Genomic DNA, 20,430 nt, shown 5'->3' with positions numbered 1-20,430 from the left:
GGGTGGGCCGGGCCACGGCAACGACAGAGAGAGCAGCATGCCCCGCTTCAGCATCATCGTCCCGTCCCACGGGGTGGCCGGCCGGCTGTCCCAGGCGCTGGACTCGGTCCTCGTCCAGTCCTTCGGCGACTTCGAGCTGATCGCGGTGTGCGACGCGCCCGACGCCCCCGCCGCCGACGTGGCCGCCGGGTACGCCGGGCGAGACGCGCGGGTGAGCGTGGTGCACTCGCCGCCGCCGGAGGGGCTCGCCGGGGCGCGCAACGCGGGGCTGCGGGCGGCGACTGGCGCGTATCTGCTGTTCCTCGACGGCGACGACCTCCTGCTGCCGGGCGCGCTGACCGCGCTGGCCGAGCGGCTGGCGGAGACCGGCGAGGTGGACGCGCTGTACTTCGAGCACGAGCGGTCGCCCTGGTGGGAGGGGGTGCCGGCGGGTCCGGCCGGGCGGCTGCCCGCCGAGGCGCCCGCGCACGCCGTCGCGCCCGGCGAGGTCCCGTGGCTGACCGGGGTGCGCCGGCCGGCCTGGAGCGCCGCCTATCGGCGCGCCTTCGTCACCGGCCACGGCCTCGCCTTCCCCGCCGGGCACCACACCGACCTGGGCTGGGGCGGCCTGGTCACGGTGGCCGCCGAGCGGATCGCCGTCCTGCGCCGGGCCGTCGTACGGCACCGGGAACGCCGGCAGGGCAGCCGGCTCGCACTCCCGGGCGAGCACCAGTTCGACCTCCTCGACCAGTCCGAGCGGGTGCTCGTCCGGGCCGCGGAACAGGCCCTCGACGCGCGACGGTACGCGCCGCTGTTCGACCAGGTCCTGGCCGCCGTACTGGAGACGGCCGCGCACCCGGACCGGGTGCCCCCGCGCCGCCGCCGCGCCTTCCTCCGCCGCACCCGCGCCCTGCACCGCCGCCACCGCCCGGCCCGCGCGGCCCGTCCGGACGGCCGCCGCCGCCCCGCAGCCCCCCGGCCACCGGACGACCGCACTGATGCCGGGACCGGTGCCGGCACCGGTCCAGGTACGGGTCCGGACACCAGCACCGGTACGGGCCCCAGCACCACCCCCGTCCTCCGCCCGGCCCGGCGCGTCGCGCTCACCCGCCTGCTCCCCCTCGCCCTCGCGCACCCCCTCTTCCGCGCCCTGTGCGCCGCCGGACGGGCCGGGACGCGGGCCGGGCGGGCGCGGACCGCCGTCGCCACGCGCGCCCAGGCCCTCGGCACCCGCCTCGTCTACCGCTGGCACCTGCACCGCCCGCTCGACGAGAACCTCGTCGTCTACTGCGCGTACTGGGGCCGCGGTTACGCCTGCAACCCGGCCGCCCTGCACGCCGCCGCCCGTGAACTCGCCCCGCACCTGCGCGCGGTGTTCCTGGTCGAGCCCGGCCGGGAGCACGCCGTGCCCGAGGACGTCGAGAGCGCGGTGATCGGCTCGCCGCGGTACTGGAAGCTGCTGGCCCGTGCCACGTACCTGGTGAACAACGCCAACTTCGCCGACGCCGTCGTCAAGCGCCCCGGCAGCGTGCACCTGCAGACCCAGCACGGCACGCCGCTGAAGACGATGGGCTGCGACCAGTCGACGTACCCGGTGGTCGCCGCGCGGAGCGGCAGCTTCACCAAGCTGCTGCGCCGCGTGGACCGCTGGGACTACAACCTCTCCGCCAACCGCCACTCCACCGAGATGTGGGAGCGGGCCTTCCCCGGCACCTACGAGGCGCTGGAGTACGGCTATCCGCGCAACGACCTCTACTGCACGGCGGACGCCGGGGCCGTGGCCCGCGCCCGCCGCGCGCTCGGCGTCCCGCAGGGCGCGAGAGCCGTCCTGTACGCCCCCACCCACCGCGACTACCGGACCGGCTTCGAGACCGCCCTCGACCTGGAGGCGTTCTGCGCGGCGGCCGGCGAGGACGTCGTCGTCCTGCTGCGCGCCCACTACTTCTACGACCACGGCGGGCGGCACAGCAGCGGCCGGGTCATCGACGTGACCGGACACCGCTCCACCGAGGAGGTGTGCCTGGCCGCCGACGCGCTGGTCACCGACTACTCCTCGATCATGTTCGACTACGCCAACCTCGACCGGCCGATGGTGGTCTACGCCGACGACTGGGAGGTGTACCGGGAGACGCGCGGCGTCTGCTTCGACCTGATGGAGTGCCCGCCGGGCCCGGTGGCGCGCACTCCCGAGGAGCTGGCCCGCCTGTTCCGCGACGGCTCGTACGCGGGCGCCCGGTCGGCGGCGCTGCGGGCGGTGTTCCGGGAGCGGTTCTGCCAGTACGACGACGGGCGGGCCGCCGAGCGCGTCGTCCGCCGGGTCTTCCTCGGCGAGCCGCCCGAGGCCCTGCCGCCGGTGGTCCCCCTCGCCCGGCGTGTCCCGGCCCCCGCGGCCACCCTCGTAAGGAGCTGACGACAGCAGTGCCCCGTTTCAGCGTCATCGTCCCCTGTTTCAAGGTGCAGGGGTTCCTGCGCGAGTGCCTGGACTCGGTCCTCGGGCAGTCCTTCCGGGACGTCGAGGTGATCGCCGTGGACGACTGCTCCCCGGACGGTTCGGGCGCGATCCTGGACGAGTACGCCGCCCGCGACCCCCGGGTGCGGGTCGTGCACCTGGCGGAGAACGTCGGCCTCGGCCGGGCCCGCAACGCCGGACTCCCGCTCGCCACCGGCGACTTCCTCCTCTTCCTCGACAGCGACGACACCCTCACCCCGGGCGCGCTGCGCGCCCTGGCCGACCGGCTGGAGCAGACCGCCGACCCGGATGTGCTGGTCTTCGACTACGCCCGCACCTACTGGTGGGGCGGCACCCGGCGCAACGTGCTGGCGAGGGTGCTCGCCGACTGCGCCGAGGGCACCTTCACGGCGGCCGAACGCCCCGAGATCCTCGACCTGTTGATGGTGGTGTGGAACAAGGCGTACCGGCGCGGCTTCGTCGAGGAGCACGGCTTCACGTTCCCGCCGGGCTACTACGAGGACACGCCGTGGACGTTCCCGGTGCTGCTCAGCGCGGGCCGGATCGCCACGCTGGACCGGATCTGCCTGCACTACCGCCAGCGCCGGCAGGGCAACATCCTTTCCACCACCAGCCGCAAGCACTTCGACATCCACGACCAGTACGAGCGGGTGTTCGCGTTCGTGAACTCCCGCCCGGAGCTGGCGCGTTGGCGGCCGTATCTGCACCGCAAGATGGGCGAGCACTGCCTGGACATCCTCGCCAAGCCGGACCGGCTGCCCCCGTCGGACAAGGCCGAGTTCTTCCGCGCCACGGCCCGCATGTTCCGCGCCCACCGGCCTGCCGGGACGGGCGTCGAGGGCGAACTGCGCGTCCTGGAGGGCAGCTACGCCGCCTATCTGCTGCGCCGGCAGACCGGGCGGGCGGAACGGGAGCTGGCGCGGCGGGCGGCGAAGGCGCGCCGGGCGGCGGGCCGCCGGGCCAAGGACGGCTGGGCCGCGCTGCACGCGCGCCGGCCGCTGGAGCCCGACCTCGTCCTGTACTCGGCGTTCCACAGCCGCGGGGTGCTCGGCGATCCGGCGGCGGTGTACCGGGCGGCGCGCGAGATCGCCCCGCACCTGCGCGGGGTGTGGGTGGTGAAGAACCCCGAACTGGCGCGTGAGTCCGGGCTGTTGCCGCCCGATGTGGAGTACGTGCTGCCCGGCACCCCGCGCCACCGGCGGCTCGCCGCGCGGGCCGGCTTCCTCGTCAACAACGTCAACTGGCCCGACGCGCAGGCCAAACGCCCCGGCAGCGTCCACATCCACACGCATCTGGGGACGCCGCTGAAGTACATGGGCGCCGATCTGCTGGACAAGCCGGGCGCGCGGCACGGGGTGGACGTGCCGCGGATGCTGGACCGCGCGGACCGCTGGGACCACAGCCTGGTCGCCAACCGCCACTCCGAGCTGGTCTGGGAGCGCGCCTACCCGTGCCGTTTCGCCTCCGCGCGCACCGGCAGCCCGCGCAACGACGCGCTGGTCGACGCGCGGCCCGGGGACGGCGCGGCCCTCCGCGACCGGCTCGGGATCCCGGCGGACCACACGGTGGTGCTGTACGCGCCGACCCGGCGCGAGTACCGGCGCGGCGGTTACGTCGAGCGGATCGACCCGGCCCGGCTCGCCGCGGACCTGGGGCCGGGCCACACGCTGGTGGTCCGGCTGCACCCGTCGCTGGCGGGCGGTCCGGCGCGCGGCATGGGGCTGGCCGAGCTGCACCGGCGCGGGGTGCTCGTCGACGCGACCGACGAGCCGTACGTCGAAGAGGTGATGCTCGCCTCCGACGTCCTGGTCACCGACTACTCCGCCCTGATGTTCGATTACGCCAATCTGGACCGGCCGATCGTGCTGCACGCCGACGACTGGGGCGCCTACGCGGCGAGCCGGGGCGTCTACTTCGACGTCACCGCCGAGCCGCCGGGCCATGTCTCGCGCTCCCCCGAGGAGCTGGTGCGGCTGCTGACGTCCGGCCGTTGGCGGGACGCGGAGTCGGCGCGGCTGCGGTCGGCCTTCCGGGCCCGGTTCTGCGAGTACGACGACGGCTGGGCGGCCGAGCGGGTGGTGCGGACGCTGATCCTCGGCGAGCGGGACTGGACGCCGCCGCAGACGACGGCGCGCCTCGCGACCGGAGCCGCGGGGGCGGGCGCGCAGGTTCCCGCGCAGGCCGCGGGCCACGACCGGCTCACGACGTCATGAGCGGCGGCGTGAGTGGCGACGCGGGCGGTGGCGCGGGCCGCGACGTGAGCGGTGGGACAGGCGGCGGAAGCGGCGGCGGGAGCGGCGGCACAGGCGGTGGCGTGAGCGGCGGCACAGGCGGTGGCGTGAGCGGTGTGCGGCGGCTCGCCGCGGTCCGCGGGGTGCTGCGGGGCCCGCGCGGCCCGCTCGGCTGGGTGCTGCTGCTGGTCGCCGTCTTCGCGCTGGCGCAGCTCGGCACGGTCACCGGACGGGACACGCCCGACACCAAGAATTACCTGGCCTACGCCCTGAGCCTGCGCGGCGAGGACAAGCGGGAGACGGCGGCCGTGGTGATCGACCACGCCTGCGCCGGGCGGGCGGCCCGGGCCCGCCGCGAGCAGAGCGTGGACGTCCTGAAGTTCGACGCGCCGAGCCCGGCCGCCCGGGTGGCGAAGAAGTGCCGGGCGGAGCTGTGGCGCGAGGTGGACTCACGGCTGCGGGCCGGGCAGACCGGCGGGCACACCCTGCCGTTCCTGTCGGCGCGCTTCATGCGGATCTTCGAGGTGCGGCCGGGCTACCCGGTCTTCCTGGTCCCGTTCGTCACGGTGCTCGGCGCGACCTGGGGCCTGTGGGCGGCGGGGGTCACCGTCACGGCGGCCGGCGGCGTCCTCGTCCATCTGCTGCTGCGCACCCGGCGCGTCCCGGTCCATCTGGCGCTGACCGGGCAGGCGCTCTACTACGTCCTGCCGTGCGGCACCACCGCCATGCGGCCTATGGCCGAGGGGCTGATGCTGGCGCTGACGCTCGCCGCGCTGTGGGGCTGCGCGCTGGCCCTGGACGGCCGCCGCGGGGCCGGGATCGCCCTGACCGGCGGCGCGCTGGCCGCGCTGTTCGCGGTCAAGCACTCGCAGGCGCTGTTCCTCGGGGTGGGCCTGGCCGCGGCGGGCGCGCTGATCGCCGTACGGCGGTGGGCGCGGGGCCGGTCGCCCGGCGGCGCGGTCCTGGGGCTCGCGGCGGTGGGCTGCTGCGCCGTCCTCGGCACGCTGCTGCTGGCCCGGGCGCTGCGCTATCCGACCGAGGCGGACAGCGTGCAGGACCTGCTCACCGATCACTACGCGCTGCCCGACCGGGCGCATCCGTGGCCCGAGCTGCTGCGGCTGGAGGGGCACTTCTGGCGGGAGTGGCTGCGGCGGCAGCTGTGGCAGCCGCTGTTCGCGGCACTGCTCGCGGCGGGCGCCTGGGGCGTGCTGCGGCGCGGCGGCCGGGCGTTCGGGGCCTTCGTGCTGGCGGCCGCGGCCACCGGGTTCCTGACCCAGGCGGCGCATCCCGACATCACCGTGTGGGGCGAGCGGCTGATCGTGCTGGCCTGGCTGCTGCCGGTGGTGGGGGTGCCGCTGCTGCTGGAGCGGCTGGCGGCGCTGCGGCCGGTGGGCCTGCCGGGGCCGCGCTCGGCGACGGAGCGGAGCGCGGCCGTACGGTGAGGCGCCGCCGGGCGCCCGGGACTACTCGATGACGAGGTCGACCGGGATGTTGCCGCGGGTGGCGTTGGAGTACGGGCAGACCTGGTGGGCCTGCTCGACCAGCTTGCGGCCGGTCTCCCCGTCCACGGTCTCGGGCAGTTCCACGCGCAGGGTGACGGCGAGCCCGAAGCCCTCGCCCTGCTTGCCGATGCCGACCTCGCCGGTGACGGCGGCGTCGCTCACGTCCACCTTGGCCTGGCGGCCGACGAGGGCTAGGGCGCTGGCGAAGCAGGCGGCGTAGCCGGCGGCGAAGAGCTGCTCGGGGTTGGTGCCCTGGCCGTCGCCGCCCAGCTCCACCGGCGGGGCCAGCTGCACGTCCAGCTTGCCGTCGGAGGCGTAGGCGCGGCCGTCACGGCCGTGGGTGGCGGTGGCGACGGCGGTGTAGAGCGCGTCCATGGAGACCATCCCTCTCGGTACATCGGTGATACGCCGGTGGGCGTCGGGCCCGGCGGCCACGCCCCCGGACGCCTAAAACTCAACCACACAATTCAATTGCGCACAACTGAATCATGTCCGGCGCTACCCTGGGGGCATGACTACCGAGGTACCCCCGGCCGCAGCGCCGGACGAGGAGGACTGGCTGCGGCTGGACGGCCAGGTCTGCTTCTCGCTGCACGCCGCCTCGCGCGCCTTCAACGGCGTCTACCGGGTGCTCCTCAAGGAACTGGGGCTGACCTATCCGCAGTACCTGGTGATGCTGGTGCTGTGGGAGCACGGCGAGCAGCCCGTCAAGCGCCTCGGCGCACGCCTGCGCCTCGACTCGGGCACGCTGTCGCCGCTGCTGAAGCGGCTGGAGGCGGCGGGCCTGGTGCACCGGGAGCGCAGCGCGCACGACGAACGCTCGGTCGAGGTCCGTCTCACCGACGAGGGCACGGCCCTGCGCGCACGCGCGCTCCAGGTCCCGCGCCGCATCATGGCGGCCACCGGCTTCACCCTGGAAGAGATCGCCGCCCTGCGCACCACCCTCAACCGCCTGACGACGGCATTGGACAAGGCGGCCCTGGAAACCACGCCGGCCTGCGACTGACCGAATGGGCTCGCCCAGCCCCACGAACCCGCACCGAACAACGAACCCAAGGGGGTCTGGGGGCAAAGCCCCCAGGTTCGGGACGGGAAGGGGCGGCGGGGGCGACCCACCCCAGGGGCACTCCCACCGCCCCGAAGATGACCACAGTTCGGCCATCCGGCCAACTCTCGAAGAAGGTCGGCGCAGCCGACACGCCCCCACCCCGCCCCAGGTCTACGATCCGCCGTGATGAGCGCCTTCCGTGCCTTCCACGTACTCAGGGTCATGCAGTCCCCCCGCACCCGCGCCCACCCCCGCACCACCACAGGGACCCTCCTCCCCCTGGCGGCGGCCTGGCTCCTCACCCGCGCCCTGATGCTGTGGCTCCTCGCCCACAACACCCACCCCCTGCTGGGCCGCGGCGCGGTGGCCCGCGAGGTGTGGAAGCTGTACCACCACTGGTACACGACCCTGGCGCACGGCGCCTTCCCCGCCCACGACACCCTCTGGCAGTACCCGCCGGGCGCCGGCCCGGTCCTGCTGTCGCCCGCGCTGCTGCCGGGCCTGACGTATTTCCAGGGCTTCGTGGCGCTCACCCTCGCCGTCGACGCGCTGATCGCGCTCACCCTGGCCCGCGCGGGCTCCCGGCCCGGCCGCAGTCTGCACGGCGCGGCCTACTGGACGCTCGGCCTGCCGCTGCTGCTGCACGTCCCGCTGGCCCGCTACGACGTCCAGGCCACCGCCTTCGCCGTGCTGTCCCTGCTGGCGCTGCGCCGCTCCCCGCGCGCCGGCGGCGCCCTCGCCGCGCTGGGCGCGCTGGTGAAGGTGTGGCCGGCCCTGGTGCTGCTGGGCGCGCCGCGGGGCCGTACGACGCGCTCGGCGTGGACGTGGGCGGCGGCCGCGGCCGCCGTGGCCGGGCTGGCGCTGGCGGCGGCGTTCCGCAATCCGCTGGCGTTCGTGCGCCAGCAGGGCGGGCGGGGCGTGCAGATCGAGTCGTTCGGCGGCACCGCGCTGTCCTTCGCCACCCACGCGGGCTGGCCGGGCACGGTGCGCTACCAGTACGGCTCGCTGGAGTTCACCGGCCCGCACGTGGCCACCGTGGCACATCTCTCACTCGTCCTGTCGGCGGCGGCGTTCGCGCTGCTGGTGCTGTGGCGGGTGCGGGCCCGCCGGTGGACGCCGGCGACGCCGTACGACGCCGCGCTCAGCGCCGTGCTGCTGTTCACCGTCACCAGCCGGGTGATCAGCCCGCAGTACCTGATCTGGCTGCTGGGACTTGCCGCGGTGTGCCTCACCTCACGGCAGACCACGCAGCGCCCCGTGGCCGTGCTGATCGCGGCGGCCGCCGTGGTCAGCGTCGTGGCGTATCCCACGCTCTACCACCTCGTGGCATCGTGCACATGGACGGGTTGTGTGGTGATGTTCGTACGAAACGGCCTGCTGGGCACTGCCGCGGTACTCTCGTTCGCCCGACTGTGGCGTGCCACGCGGTCACCGGCATCGCCCAGTCAACCCGCACCGGACGCTTACCGTCTTCGAAACGGGACCCTGAGTCCCTCTTGAACGGGAAATACACCGACCCGCCTACGATTCAGGCCTGTGGACTCCATGCACCCGCACACCCCCCAGCCCCCTCACGTCAGCGTCGTCGTCATCGGATACAACGACGCCGCCCATGTCGCCCACGCGGTGCGCTCCGCGCTCGCGCAGGGTGCGGCCGTCCGCGAGGTCGTCGCCGTCGACGACTGCTCGACGGACGGCAGCCACGAGGTGCTCGCCCGGCTCGCCGCGGACGAGCCGAGACTGCGGGTGATCCGGCGCGAGAGAAACAGCGGCGGCTGCGGCAGTCCCCGCAACGACGGCATCGACGCGGCCACCTGCCCGTACGTGATGTTCCTCGACAGCGACGACGTGCTGCCGCCCGGCGCGGTGGACGCGCTGCTCGCCGCCGCGCGCGAGGAGCGCGCGGAGGTGGTGAGCGGCCTGTGCGTGCGCCGTGAGCTGCCCTCCGGGCGGGAGGTGCGCTGGCAGGAGGCGCTGTACTCGGCCGGCGCCGTCCTGGACCGCCCCGAGCAGCAGCCGCGCCTGGTGTACGACACGCTGTGCGTCAACAAGCTGTACCGCACCGACTTCCTGCGCGAGCACGACATCCGCTTCCCCGAGGGGCGCATCCCCTACGAAGACATCGTGTTCACCGCCCGCGTGCTGGCCGCCGCTCCCCGCATGGCGCTGATCCCGGACCGCGTGTACCAGTGGCACGTGCGCCGGTCCGCCGAGCGGCTGTCGATCTCGCTGGACCGCGCGGACGTGGCGAACTGGCGGGCGCGCACCGAGGCGAACCGGCAGGCGTACGAGATCCTGCTGGGCGCCGGGCAGAAGAAGCTCGCACGGGCGGTCCGCGCCAAGTTCCTCGACCACGAGCTGCGCATGTACGTCCGCGAGCTGGCCCTGCGCGACGCGCAGTACCGGCGCGCCTGGTGGTCGCACACCCGCAGCCACCTCGCCGAGTACGACGCGGCCGACTGGTCCGCCGACCCGGTCGCCCCCGGCCGGCTGCTCGCCCGGGTGATCGCGGCCTCGCCCGAGCCGCGCGATCTGCCCCGCCTCAGGGAGCTGGCGGCCCGCCCGGCCCGGCTGTGCCCGCCCTACGCGCGCGCCGCGGACGGCACGCCGGTCTGGTCGGACGACCTGCCCCAGGTCACCCTGGAGCCGTACCCGGCCCGGCCGGCGCACCGGCTGCCGCTGGCGGTGGACGCGGCGCTGCGCCCCCGCCCCGGGGTCACCCTGCTGTGGCTGCGCCTGCACGAGATGTACGGCCAGGTGGCGGCGGCCGGCCCGCGGACGCTGAAGGTGGAGTGGCGGCACCGGGAGAGCGGGCACACGGCCGGGCGCGCCACCGTCCCGCTGGTACGGGCCGCCGACGGCACCTGGTCGGCGCGGGCCGCCGTGGACCTGGCGGCGCTGGGCGCGGGCACCTGGGACCTGCGGCTGCGCGTGACCTTCGCCGACGGCAGCGGCGCGGACGTGACGGCGCACGCCCGCGCGGGCGCCGGGCTGCTGCGCCGCAGCGTCGTGCCGAGCCTCCGGTTCGGCGTGCTGCTGGCCCAGCCCTACGCCACGCACTCCGGCGCGCTCGCGGTACGCGTCGCCACCGGCCTGAGCGGAGTGGCCTCGGTCCTGCGCGGCCGCCTCCACCGTCTGCTGCACTGACCGAGCCCGCTCCCGGGCACCGGCCCACCGCCCGCCCGCGCCCGTCGTCCGGGGGCCGCTCCCGCCGACCGGGCCGCCTCCCCGGCACACCCGCCGCCGACCGCGTCGCCGGAACGTACGGCCGGCGGCCTCCGGGCCGTACGGCTCACGGCGGACCGGGCGCCCGCCGTGCAACCGCCCCGGCGCGCAACCGCCCGGCCGCCCATGCCGCCCCGCCGCCGTCCCGGCGCCCCGCCCAGGACCGACGGGGCCGGCCGCCGTCGGTTCGCGCGCTACAGCGCCTTGATCGCTTCCGCCGTGCCGCGGGCGAGGGCGGGCAGGTAGCCCTTGGGGAGCTTCGGGGCGCGGATGACGACCGAGCGCCAGTACAGGGGGCCGGAGATCAGGTCCAGCGCCAGGTCGCGGTCGAGGCCGCGCCGGATCTCGCCGCGCTCCTCGGCCGCCGCGAGGATGCTGCTGGCGACGCTCTCCTGGCCGTGGCGCACGGCCTTCTGCACGGCGTCGGCGAGGTCCGGGTTGCGGGCCGCCTCGGCCTGGAGGTCGGGCAGGATCTGCGAGGCCACAGGGTGGCGCAGGGCCCGGGAGGTGACCTCGTACAGCAGCCTGAGGTCGCTCTCCAGGGCGCCGGTGTCGGGCGCGGGCAGGCCCTGGACGGCCAGCGCGGAGACGACGTCGAGCACGAGGTGCAGCTTGGAGCGCCAGCGGCGGTAGACGGCCGTCTTGCCGACCCCGGCGCGGCGCGCGATCCCCTCGATGGACGTGCGCGCGTAGCCGACCTCCGCCAGCTCCGTGAAGACGGCGGCCCGGATCGCCTCGGTCACGTCCTCGCGCAGCACGGCCGCACCGGCGGGGGCACGGCGGCGTGAACGTGTCTCGGGTTCCCCGTTCGTCGTCATGCCGACCAGCATAGGGCGTGACGACGATACGGTTGCGTTCCGACGCCGGTTGGCCCTACTCTCGCAGTGCGACGATACGGCTCCGTACCGACGTAAGAGAACGTAAAGAGAACCGTGAAGAAGACGGACGGCGGACCGGGAGCCGCACACCCCCACCCCTCCCCCGAGCGAAAGCAGCGGATGTGAGTCAGGTCCTCCACCCACCGCCTCCGACCCCGGCTCCGGCCGAGGAACCCCTCGCGGCGCTCGCCGCCCGGCACGGCCTGTCCGTCAGCGGCGCCCGCCCGTCCCTGCCGCAGTACGTGCGCGACCTGTGGGCACGGCGGCACTTCATCACCGCGTTCGCCACCGCCAAGCTCACCGCCCAGTACAGCCAGGCGAAGCTCGGGCAGGTCTGGCAGGTGGCCACCCCGCTGCTGAACGCGGCGGTGTACTACTTCATCTTCGGCGTCCTGCTGGGGACCAGCCGCGGTGTGGCGGACTACATCCCGTTCCTGGTGACGGGCGTGTTCATCTGGACGTTCACGCAGAACTCGATCATGGCGGGCACCCGCGCCATCTCCGGCAACCTCGGCCTGGTGCGCGCCCTGCACTTCCCGCGGGCCGCGCTGCCGATCTCCTTCGCGCTCCAGCAGCTCCAGCAGTTGCTGTTCTCGATGGCCGCGCTGGTGATCATCCTGCTCTGCTTCGGCGTGACGCCGGGCGTGGCGTGGCTGCTGGCCGTCCCGACGCTGGTGCTGCAGTTCGTGTTCAACGCGGGCGTCTCGATGGTCATGGCCCGGATGGGGGCGAAGACCCCGGACATCGCGCAGCTGATGCCGTTCCTGCTGCGCACCTGGATGTACGTCTCCGGCGTGATGTGGAGCATCGACGCCACGCTCAAGCACAGCGACGTGCCGAACTTCGTCAAGACGCTGCTGGAGGCCAATCCGGCCGCCGTCTACATCGATCTGATGCGCTTCGCGCTGATCGACAGTTTCAAGGCCCATCAGCTCCCGCACCACGTGTGGGCGTACGCGCTGGGCTGGGCGCTGCTGGCCGGTGTCGGCGGCTTCGTCTACTTCTGGAAGGCCGAGGAGAGGTACGGACGTGGCTGAGCGGAACACCGAGAAGGTCCCCACCGTCATCGCCGACCAGGTGGACATCGTCTACCGGGTGCACGGCACCGGCGCCGGCAAGGGCAGCGCCACGGCCGCGCTCAACCGCATCCTGCGCCCGGGCCGGGCCGAGAAGGCGGCGGGCGTGCGGCGCGTGCACGCGGTGAAGAAGGTGTCCTTCGTCGCCTACAAGGGCGAGGCCATCGGCCTGATCGGCACCAACGGCTCCGGCAAGTCCACGCTGCTCAAGGCGGTGGCGGGGCTGCTGCCCGTGGAGAGCGGCAAGATCTACACCGACGGCCAGCCCTCGCTGCTCGGCGTGAACGCCGCGCTGATGAACGACCTGACCGGCGAGCGCAACGTCTACCTCGGCGGCCTGGCCATGGGCATGTCCCGGGAGCAGATCAAGGAGCGCTACCAGGACATCGTCGACTTCTCGGGGATCAACGAGAAGGGCGACTTCATCACCCTGCCGATGCGCACGTACTCCTCCGGCATGGCGGCCCGGCTCCGGTTCTCCATCGCCGCCGCCAAGGACCACGACGTCCTCCTGATCGACGAGGCGCTGGCCACCGGCGACCGCAAGTTCCAGACCCGGTCCGAGGCCCGCATCCGCGAGCTGCGCAAGCAGGCCGGCACGGTGTTCCTGGTCAGCCACAACAACAAGTCCATCCGCGACACCTGCGAGCGCGTGCTGTGGCTGGAGCGCGGCGAACTCCGCATGGACGGCCCCACGGAAGAGGTGCTGAAGGCCTACGAGGAGTTCACCAAGTCCTGACGGCCCCATCCGGTTCCGCCGGAAGCCCGTAACCGCCTGTGCCCGCCCGGTCCGTCCGGGCGGGCACAGGCGTTCGAGGGGGCGTCGCGGGCGTCAGGGGGCCACCGCGTACAGGACCTCGTCGCCGGCCGCGTCGCGGGCGACCGGGCGCAGGCCGGGGACCGGGTGCGGGGTGGAGTCGTCGAGGACCCAGCGGACGGCGTAGGCGCGCAGGATGTCCCGGCGCACGCCGGGGGGCGTGCCGGGGCGGTAGTAGCGCTGGGCGGCGTGCTCGCGCCGGTCCTCGTCCGGCAGGAAGAGGTCCGGGTAGCCGGGGGTGACGGTGTAGGCGCCGTAGGCCGGGATCAGCCGGGAGGGCAGGTCGCGGGCCATCACGACGTCGCCGTAGCGCACGTACGGGGTGATCCAGTGGTAGCCGGCCCACGGCCGGACGTAGTGCACGGCGAGGACGGCGGGCAGCCGGGCGCGGCCGACGACGTAGCCGAGCACCCCGGACTGGGTCCACGCGCCCACCGCCAGCGCCGCGGCCAGCGCCCACGCCCACCGCAGGCGCACCGCGCGGGGGCCGCCCTGGACGACGGCGAGCGCGGCGGCCAGCTGCGCCGGGATCAGCGCGGCGGGCAGCGCCCGGCCCCAGGAGTAGTGCCCACAGGCGAACCCGGCCGCGCACACCAGCGCCCCGAGCGCGAAGAAGAGCACGAGCGGGTCCCGGCGGTCGCGCCGCCACCGCGCGGCCAGCGCGGCCACCCCGAGCAGCACCAGCCAGTACCGGCCGGGGAAGTGGTCGTAGAGGGCGCGGTGCACCTCCTCCAGGTCGCCGCCGGCGGTGAACAGCGCGAAGAAGTCGTAGTACGGCCACAGCCACAGCACCAGCAGTCCGAGGGCCGCCGAGGCGGCCAGGCGCGGCCACTGCGCGCGCGGGGGCCGGGCGGCGAGCACCGCGGCGAGCGCGCCGAGGGTGGCGACGACGCCGGTGAACTGGTGGCACAGCAGGATCACCGCCCACAGCGCCCCGAGCCCGAGCCACACGTCCCAGCCGGCCGGGGCGCGCAGGGAGCGGGTGAGCCAGGCCCAGTGGTGGAAGGCGAGGCCGAGCGCGACGACGCTCGGGTACGACACCGTCAGCGCGAGGGAGTTCAGCGAGAGGAAGCCGCTCCAGTTGATCAGGACGGTGCCCCACAGCAGGACCAGGCTCAGCACGGCCAGAGCGGGCGCGGCCGGGTGCGTGCTCAGCGTCCGCACGTACCGGCGCACGCCGGTCGCCAGCAGTACCAGCCCGGCGAGGGCGGCGAGCCGCAGCACCACGAAGACCGACAGCCCGGTCGCCCGGGCGAGGCAGCCGAGGACCAGCATCCACGGCGAGTAGTACGGGCTCGGGGCGTCGGCGTCCACGAGCGGGTCGCGCGGCCGGACGAGGCTGTGGCGCAGCCGCTCGATAGTGGCCGCGTGCATGCCGAGGTCGCCGGCCCACGGCAGCCGCACGATCACCAGGAGCAGCAGGACGGCGAGGAGGGCGACGGCGGCCCAGGGCGCGGCGGAACGGGACGCGGACACCGGCGGCCGCACCGCCGTCCGGCGCGCGAGCCGGGCCTCAGGCGGTGCGGAGCGCATGGCGGAGGGAAAGCCGGGCGCGGTGGACGGGAAAGCGGAATCCGTCCGGCCGCGGGAAATTCCCCAGAGAAAAGTTGATGATTCCACAATGGGGCGGAGGGGGCCCGGGACGTGCTGCGACGCGTACGGGAGCGGGGACGGAAGCGCGTGCGGCCGGACGGCTCTCGGCGAGTTTCACAGTCACCCGGCAACATTACTCGAATGATCGCGAATAACAGGAAAGGGTAAATTTCCGCGCGGCGCGCGCCAAACAATGGAAAGAAAACGACAAGAGCGCCCAGAACAAGAGCGCCCCCGGGCCGAAGCCCGGGGGCGCTCCTCGTTCGCTCCTCGTACGCTCTTCGCGCGTCCTTCGTCAGACGACCGGCGGGGCCGGCCGCACGCGGCTCAGGAGTGCGTGCGCAGCATGGTCCGCATCGTCCGCATCGCCACCGACAGGTTGGCCAGGTCGAACGAGTCCGAGCTGCGGATCTCCTCCAGCGTGGTGCGGGCCCGGCCCAGGATCGCCGCGTTCTTCTGCTCCCACACCTCGAACCGCTGCTCCGGCGTCGAGGTGCCGTTGCCGGCCGCCAGCACGTCCGCCGTCAGCGCCGCGTGCGCCGCGTACAGGTCCTCGCGGATCGCCGCGCGGGCCATGGACTGCCAGCGGTCGTTGCGCGGCAGCTCGATGATGCGGTCCATCAGCTGGGTGATGGAGAGCCGGTCGGCGAGGTCGTAGTACACCTCGGCGACGTCCAGCGAATCCTTGCCCATGCGGTCGGCCACCGAGACGATGTCCAGCGCCGGGAAGGCCGAGGAGAACCCGGCCACCCGCGTCGCCAGCTCGTCCGGGACGCCCGCGGCGGACAGCTCGTCGTAGACCTGCTGGTACCAGTCCAGGTCCGCGCCCTTGAGCAGCTTGGGCAGCTGCGCCCACACCTGCTCGACCCGGTCGGCGAAGAACTCCACCGTCTCGCCGAGCTGCAGCGGCTGCGGCCGGTTGTTCAGCAGCCAGCGCGTGCCGCGCTCGACCAGCCGGCGCGAGTGCAGCCGGATACGGGTCTGGACATCGGCCTCGACCTGGTTGTCCAGGGCCTCCACCGCGTCCCACACCGGCGCCGAGCGGAAGATCGCGCGGGCCACGGTCTGCGCCCGGACGATCTCCTCCAGCGACGCGCCGGTCTCCTCCCGCAGCCGGTGCAGATAGGTGGTGCCGCCGGTGTTGACCGTGTCGTTGACCAGGACGGTCGTGGTGATCTCGCGGTGCAGCGGGTGGCCGTCGATCTGCTCGCCGAACCGCTCGCGCAGCTGGGTCGGGAAGTAGGCGTGCAGCAGCGTGCGCAGATACGGGTCGTCCGGCAGCGAGGTGTGCAGCAGCTCCTCGGCGACCGTGATCTTCGTGTACGCCAGCAGGACCGCCGTCTCGGGACCGGTCAGACCGTGCCCGGCGGCCAGCCGCTCGCGGATCTGCCGGTCGGTGGGCAGGAACTCCAGCGCCCGGTCGAGATGGCCCTCGCGCACCAGGTGCTTCATGAAGCGCTGCTGCGCGTGGAGCATGTCCTTGGACTGGGCGAGCGCGTTGGCGATCGCCGTGTTCTGCGCGTAGTTGTTGCGCAGCACCAGCGCGCCGACCTCGTCGGTCATCTCGGCCAGCAGCTTGTTTCGCTGCTTGACGGTCATGTCGCCGTCGGTGACCAGGCCGTTGAGCAGGATCTTGATGTTCACCTCGTGGTCGGAGGTGTCCACGCCCGCGCTGTTGTCGATGGCGTCGGTGTTGACCTTGCCGCCGATCTGCGCGAACTCGATCCGGCCGAGCTGGGTGCAGCCGAGGTTGCCGCCCTCGCCGACCACCTTGACCCTCAGGTCCCGGCCGTCGACGCGGATGGCGTCGTTGGCCTTGTCGCCGACGTCGGCGTTGGACTCGGTGGACGCCTTGACGTAGGTGCCGATGCCGCCGTTCCACAGCAGGTCCACCGGGGCCGTGAGGATCGCGCGCATCAGATCGGCCGGGGTCGTCTTGGTGACCTTCGAGTCGATGCCGAGGGCCTCGCGGATGTGCGCGTTGACCGGGATGGACTTGGCGCTGCGCGGGAAGATCCCGCCGCCCGCCGACAGCAGGGAGGTGTCGTAGTCGGCCCAGCTGGAGCGCGGCAGCTCGAACAGGCGGCGGCGCTCGGCGTAACCGGTGGCCGCGTCCGGGTTCGGGTCGATGAAGATGTGCCGGTGGTCGAAGGCGGCGACCAGGCGGATGTGCTCGGACAGCAGCATGCCGTTGCCGAACACGTCGCCGGACATGTCGCCGATGCCGACCACCGTGAAGTCCTCGGACTGGGTGTCCACGCCCAGCTCGCGGAAGTGCCGCTTGACCGACTCCCAGGCGCCGCGGGCGGTGATGCCCATGCCCTTGTGGTCGTAGCCGGCCGAGCCGCCGGAGGCGAAGGCGTCGCCGAGCCAGAAGTCGTAGGACTCGGCGACCTCGTTGGCGATGTCGGAGAACGTCGCCGTGCCCTTGTCGGCGGCGACCACCAGGTAGGTGTCGTCGCCGTCGTGGCGGACCACGTCACGCGGCGGCACGACCTCGCCGGCCACCATGTTGTCGGTGATGTCCAGCAGCGCCGAGATGAACGTCTTGTAGCTGGCGATGCCCTCCGCCAGCCAGGCGTCGCGGTCCACGGCCGGGTCGGGCAGCTGCTTGGCGACGAAGCCGCCCTTGGCGCCCACCGGCACGATGACGGTGTTCTTCACCATCTGCGCCTTGACCAGGCCGAGGATCTCGGTGCGGAAGTCCTCGCGCCGGTCGGACCAGCGCAGACCGCCGCGGGCGACCTTGCCGAAGCGCAGGTGCACGCCCTCCACCCGCGGCGAGTACACCCAGATCTCGTACGCCGGGCGCGGCGCCGGCAGGTCCGGGATGGCCTGCGGGTCGAACTTCATCGAGATGTACTCGTGCGGCCGGCCGGCCGTGTCGGTCTGGAAGAAGTTGGTGCGCAGGGTCGCCTTGACCACCGTCAGGAAGGAGCGCAGGATGCGGTCCTCGTCCAGCGAGGCCACCTGGTCGAGTGCCGCGTCGACCTCTTCGAGCAGGGCGTCCACCAGCTCGTGCCCGGCGCGCTGGCGCTCCGGCGCCATCCGCGCCTCGAACAGGGAGACGAGCAGCCGGGTGGTGTGGACGTTGTTGCGGAGGGTGTCCTCCATGTAGTCCTGGCTGAACGTGGAGCCCGCCTGGCGCAGGTACTTGGCGTAGGCGCGCAGCACCATCGCCTCGCGCCAGCTCAGCCCGGCGCTCAGCACCAGCGCGTTGAACCCGTCGTTCTCCGCCTTGCCGGTCCAGGCGGCGGCGAACGCGTCCTGGAACCGCTCGCGGGCGTCGTCGCCGAGGTGGTCGCCGATGCCGGCGGCGTCCTTGGGCATCCGGAGGCCGAAGTCGTAGATCCACGCCGTGGTGCGGTCCGCGCAGCGCAGCTCGTACGGCCGCTCGTCGGTGACCTCGACGCCGAGGCGGCTGAGCACCGGCAGCACGTGCGAGAGGGAAACCGTGCCGCCCTTCTGGTAGATCTTGAAGCGGCGCTCCTCGGGGGCGGCGCCCACCGGCTCGTACAGGCTGAGCGCGAACGTCTTCGTCTCGTCCAGCTGCTCCAGGTTGACCAGGTCGGCGACGGCGGCGCGCGGGGTGTGGTCGGCCTTGTAGCCCTCGGGGAAGGCGGCGGAGTAGCGGCGCAGCAGCTCCGCGGCGCGCTCCTCGCCCAGTTCGGCCGTCAGCGCCTCGGAGAAGGCGTCCGCCCAGGAACGGGCGGCCTCCACCAGACGGCCCTCGATGCGCTCCTTGTCGGCGTCGGACAGCTCGGGCAGCTCGGTGCCCTGCGGGACGCGGACGACGAAGTGCAGCCGGGACAGGATCGACTCGGTGTTCCAGGCGGTGAAGTCGACGCTGGTGCCGCCCAGCTCCTCCTTGAGGATGTCGATGATCCGCAGGCGCACGCCGGTGGTGTAGCGGTCGCGCGGCAGGTAGACGAGGGCCGAGTAGTAGCGGCCGTACTCGTCCTGGCGCAGGTAGAGCCGCAGCCGGCGGCGCTCCTGGAGGTACAGGACGGAGGTGACGATCGACTGGAGCTCGGCGGCCGGGGTCTGGAACAGCTCGTCGCGCGGGTAGGTCTCCATGATCTGGAGCAGGTCGCGGCCGTCGTGGCTGTTGGGCGAGAACCCGGCGCGGTCCAGGACCTCCTCGACCTTGCGGCGGATCACCGGGACCCGGCGCACCGACTCGGTGTAGGCGGCCGAGGAGAACAGGCCGAGGAAGCGGCGCTCGCCGACGACCTCGCCCTTGTCGTTGAACTTCTTGACGCCGATGTAGTCCAGGTACGACGGCCGGTGCACGGTGGCGCGGCTGTTGGCCTTGGTCAGCACGAGCAGCTTGTGCTCGCGGGCCTTGGCGCGGGCGTCGGCGGGCAGCCGCTCGAAGGACGGGCTGACCGGGTGGCTGTCCTCGCCGCCGTGCTGGGGGTCCGAGCGCAGTATGCCGAGCCCGGTGCCGGGGACGGCGGCCAGCGAGTCGTCGTCGCGCAGCTGGTACTCGCGGAAGCCGAGGAAGGTGAAGTGGTCGGCGGCCAGCCAGCGCAGCAGCTCGCGGGCCTCCTCCACCTGCGGTCCGGGCAGGTCGGCGGGGACCGGCTCGTCGGGCAGGCCGTCGGCGATGCGGACGGCCGCGTCGCGCATCTTCTCCCAGTCCTCGACGGCCTCGCGGACGTCGGAGAGCACGCGCAGCAGCTCGGCGGTGATCTGCTTGAGGTCGGCGCGGTCGGTCTCGCGGTCGATCTCGACGTGGATCCAGGACTCGATGTGCGCGTCGTGCGGCAGCTGCTCGCCGGGCTGCGCGGCGGGCAGCACCTCCAGGAGCTTGCCGGTCAGATCGCGGCGGACCACGAACTGCGGGTGGATCACGACGTGGATGCCGCGGCCCTGGCGGGTCAGCTCGTTGGTGACCGAGTCGACGAGGAAGGGCATGTCGTCGGTGACGACCTCGACCACGGAGTGGCTGCAGGTCCAGCCGTTCTCCTCGACGGTCGGGGTGTGCACGCGCACGTTGGCCGTGCCCTGCGGGCGGGTGGCGGCCAGCCGGTAGTGCGAGATGGCGGCTCCGAAGACGTCGACCGGGTCGCGGTCGGCGAGGTCCTCGGGGGCGGTGTGCAGGTAGTAACGCTGGAGGAACGAGAGCACGGAGTCCCGGTCCGGGGCGCCCTCGACTGTCGTCCCGGTCGGGAGGTGCCCCCCGGCCGGACTGTTCTCAGCTACCCGAACGGCCCTTTCGAGCAGATCGGCCTTGGCTTCGTCCAGCTTGGTCTGCATTGTCCTCTGGCTCCTGTCGCGCGCCGTTGCGTGACGTTGAAGGAAGTACGGTCTCTTCCCCTTCGGCGTAACGTCCGGGTCCGGGGTTTCCGGCCCCTGCCGACGCTATGCCGCCGGGTGAGATGAGCGGGGGGATATCGGCCATCTTCGACACGCCCGAAGGGTGTGACGCTGCTCTCTGCGGCGCCGCTTCCCGGGGGTGACGCGGCGTCCCGGGGGCCACATCGGCCCCGTACCGCCCGCGAGGACCAGCGACCGCCGCCCGGTCACGGATGTCGTCCGTGCACACCGGGCGCAGAGCGGAGGCGACGGCGCCCCCGCGAACTATCGCGCTGATCACGCCACAAGG

At 73.4% G+C, this 20,430-nt stretch carries 12 protein-coding genes; 8 read left to right on the top strand and 4 right to left on the bottom strand.

What is annotated here, in order from left to right:
- Nucleotides 1-37: 37 nt before the first annotated feature.
- The 3 genes from K7787_RS24725 to K7787_RS24715 all read left to right on the top strand — a co-directional run bounded on the left by K7787_RS24725 (nt 38) and on the right by K7787_RS24715 (nt 6,122).
- Nucleotides 38-2,389 carry a bifunctional glycosyltransferase/CDP-glycerol:glycerophosphate glycerophosphotransferase gene (locus tag K7787_RS24725; RefSeq protein WP_223002992.1) on the top strand — a complete coding sequence of 784 codons (2,352 nt, stop codon included), beginning with the start codon at nt 38-40 and terminating at the stop codon, nt 2,387-2,389.
- Nucleotides 2,390-2,397: 8 nt separating this feature from the next.
- Nucleotides 2,398-4,662 (top strand): bifunctional glycosyltransferase/CDP-glycerol:glycerophosphate glycerophosphotransferase, encoded by a 2,265-nt coding sequence (locus tag K7787_RS24720; protein ID WP_223002991.1) that lies wholly within the window; start codon nt 2,398-2,400, stop codon nt 4,660-4,662.
- A gap of 134 nt (nt 4,663-4,796) precedes the next feature.
- A complete protein-coding gene (locus K7787_RS24715; RefSeq protein WP_223002998.1) occupies nt 4,797-6,122 on the top strand; it encodes a hypothetical protein in 1,326 nt (441 codons plus the stop codon).
- Between the two features lie 21 nt (nt 6,123-6,143).
- Here K7787_RS24715 and K7787_RS24710 read toward each other — a convergent pair whose 3' ends face one another.
- Nucleotides 6,144-6,557, bottom strand: a complete 414-nt coding sequence (locus K7787_RS24710) for an organic hydroperoxide resistance protein (RefSeq protein ID WP_009188917.1) — start codon at nt 6,555-6,557, stop codon at nt 6,144-6,146.
- Between the two features lie 136 nt (nt 6,558-6,693).
- Here K7787_RS24710 and K7787_RS24705 point away from each other — a divergent pair, with 136 nt between their 5' ends.
- From K7787_RS24705 to K7787_RS24695, 3 genes are all read left to right on the top strand, one after another.
- Complete coding sequence (locus tag K7787_RS24705; protein WP_223002990.1) at nt 6,694-7,188, top strand: MarR family winged helix-turn-helix transcriptional regulator; 495 nt, start codon at nt 6,694-6,696, stop codon at nt 7,186-7,188.
- 264 nt (nt 7,189-7,452) lie between these two features.
- The gene (locus K7787_RS24700) at nt 7,453-8,730 is read left to right on the top strand and encodes a glycosyltransferase 87 family protein (protein ID WP_223002997.1); all 1,278 of its coding nucleotides are present in this window, start codon (nt 7,453-7,455) and stop codon (nt 8,728-8,730) included.
- A 45-nt stretch (nt 8,731-8,775) separates the two neighbouring features.
- On the top strand, nt 8,776-10,377 hold the full coding sequence (locus K7787_RS24695; protein WP_223002996.1) for a glycosyltransferase family 2 protein: 1,602 nt from the start codon (nt 8,776-8,778) through the stop codon (nt 10,375-10,377).
- Between the two features lie 272 nt (nt 10,378-10,649).
- Here the strand turns inward: K7787_RS24695 and K7787_RS24690 are convergent, their stop codons facing one another.
- Nucleotides 10,650-11,285 (bottom strand): TetR/AcrR family transcriptional regulator, encoded by a 636-nt coding sequence (locus tag K7787_RS24690; RefSeq protein WP_009188921.1) that lies wholly within the window; start codon nt 11,283-11,285, stop codon nt 10,650-10,652.
- A 170-nt stretch (nt 11,286-11,455) separates the two neighbouring features.
- Between K7787_RS24690 and K7787_RS24685 the strand changes: the two genes are divergently transcribed.
- Nucleotides 11,456-12,370, top strand: a complete 915-nt coding sequence (locus tag K7787_RS24685; protein WP_009188922.1) for an ABC transporter permease — start codon at nt 11,456-11,458, stop codon at nt 12,368-12,370.
- Entirely contained in the window at nt 12,363-13,148 is a 786-nt protein-coding gene (locus K7787_RS24680) for an ABC transporter ATP-binding protein (RefSeq protein WP_223002989.1), read from the top strand. The genes K7787_RS24685 and K7787_RS24680 overlap by 8 nt, the downstream gene beginning before the upstream one ends.
- A gap of 93 nt (nt 13,149-13,241) precedes the next feature.
- Here K7787_RS24680 and K7787_RS24675 read toward each other — a convergent pair whose 3' ends face one another.
- Together K7787_RS24675 and K7787_RS24670 are read right to left on the bottom strand one after the other, a co-directional pair.
- Nucleotides 13,242-14,759 (bottom strand): hypothetical protein, encoded by a 1,518-nt coding sequence (locus tag K7787_RS24675; protein WP_247721257.1) that lies wholly within the window; start codon nt 14,757-14,759, stop codon nt 13,242-13,244.
- Between the two features lie 387 nt (nt 14,760-15,146).
- Nucleotides 15,147-20,081: an NAD-glutamate dehydrogenase gene (locus K7787_RS24670; protein WP_223002988.1), complete on the bottom strand. Its 4,935-nt coding sequence runs from the start codon at nt 20,079-20,081 to the stop codon at nt 15,147-15,149.
- Between the last annotated feature and the right edge of the window lie 349 nt (nt 20,082-20,430).

Origin of the sequence: Streptomyces sennicomposti, assembly GCF_019890635.1 — a bacterium.
GTDB classification, from domain to species: domain Bacteria; phylum Actinomycetota; class Actinomycetes; order Streptomycetales; family Streptomycetaceae; genus Streptomyces; species Streptomyces sennicomposti.
Note: the sequence above shows the minus strand (reverse complement) of the source record. Positions and strands in the feature narration are given on the sequence as shown.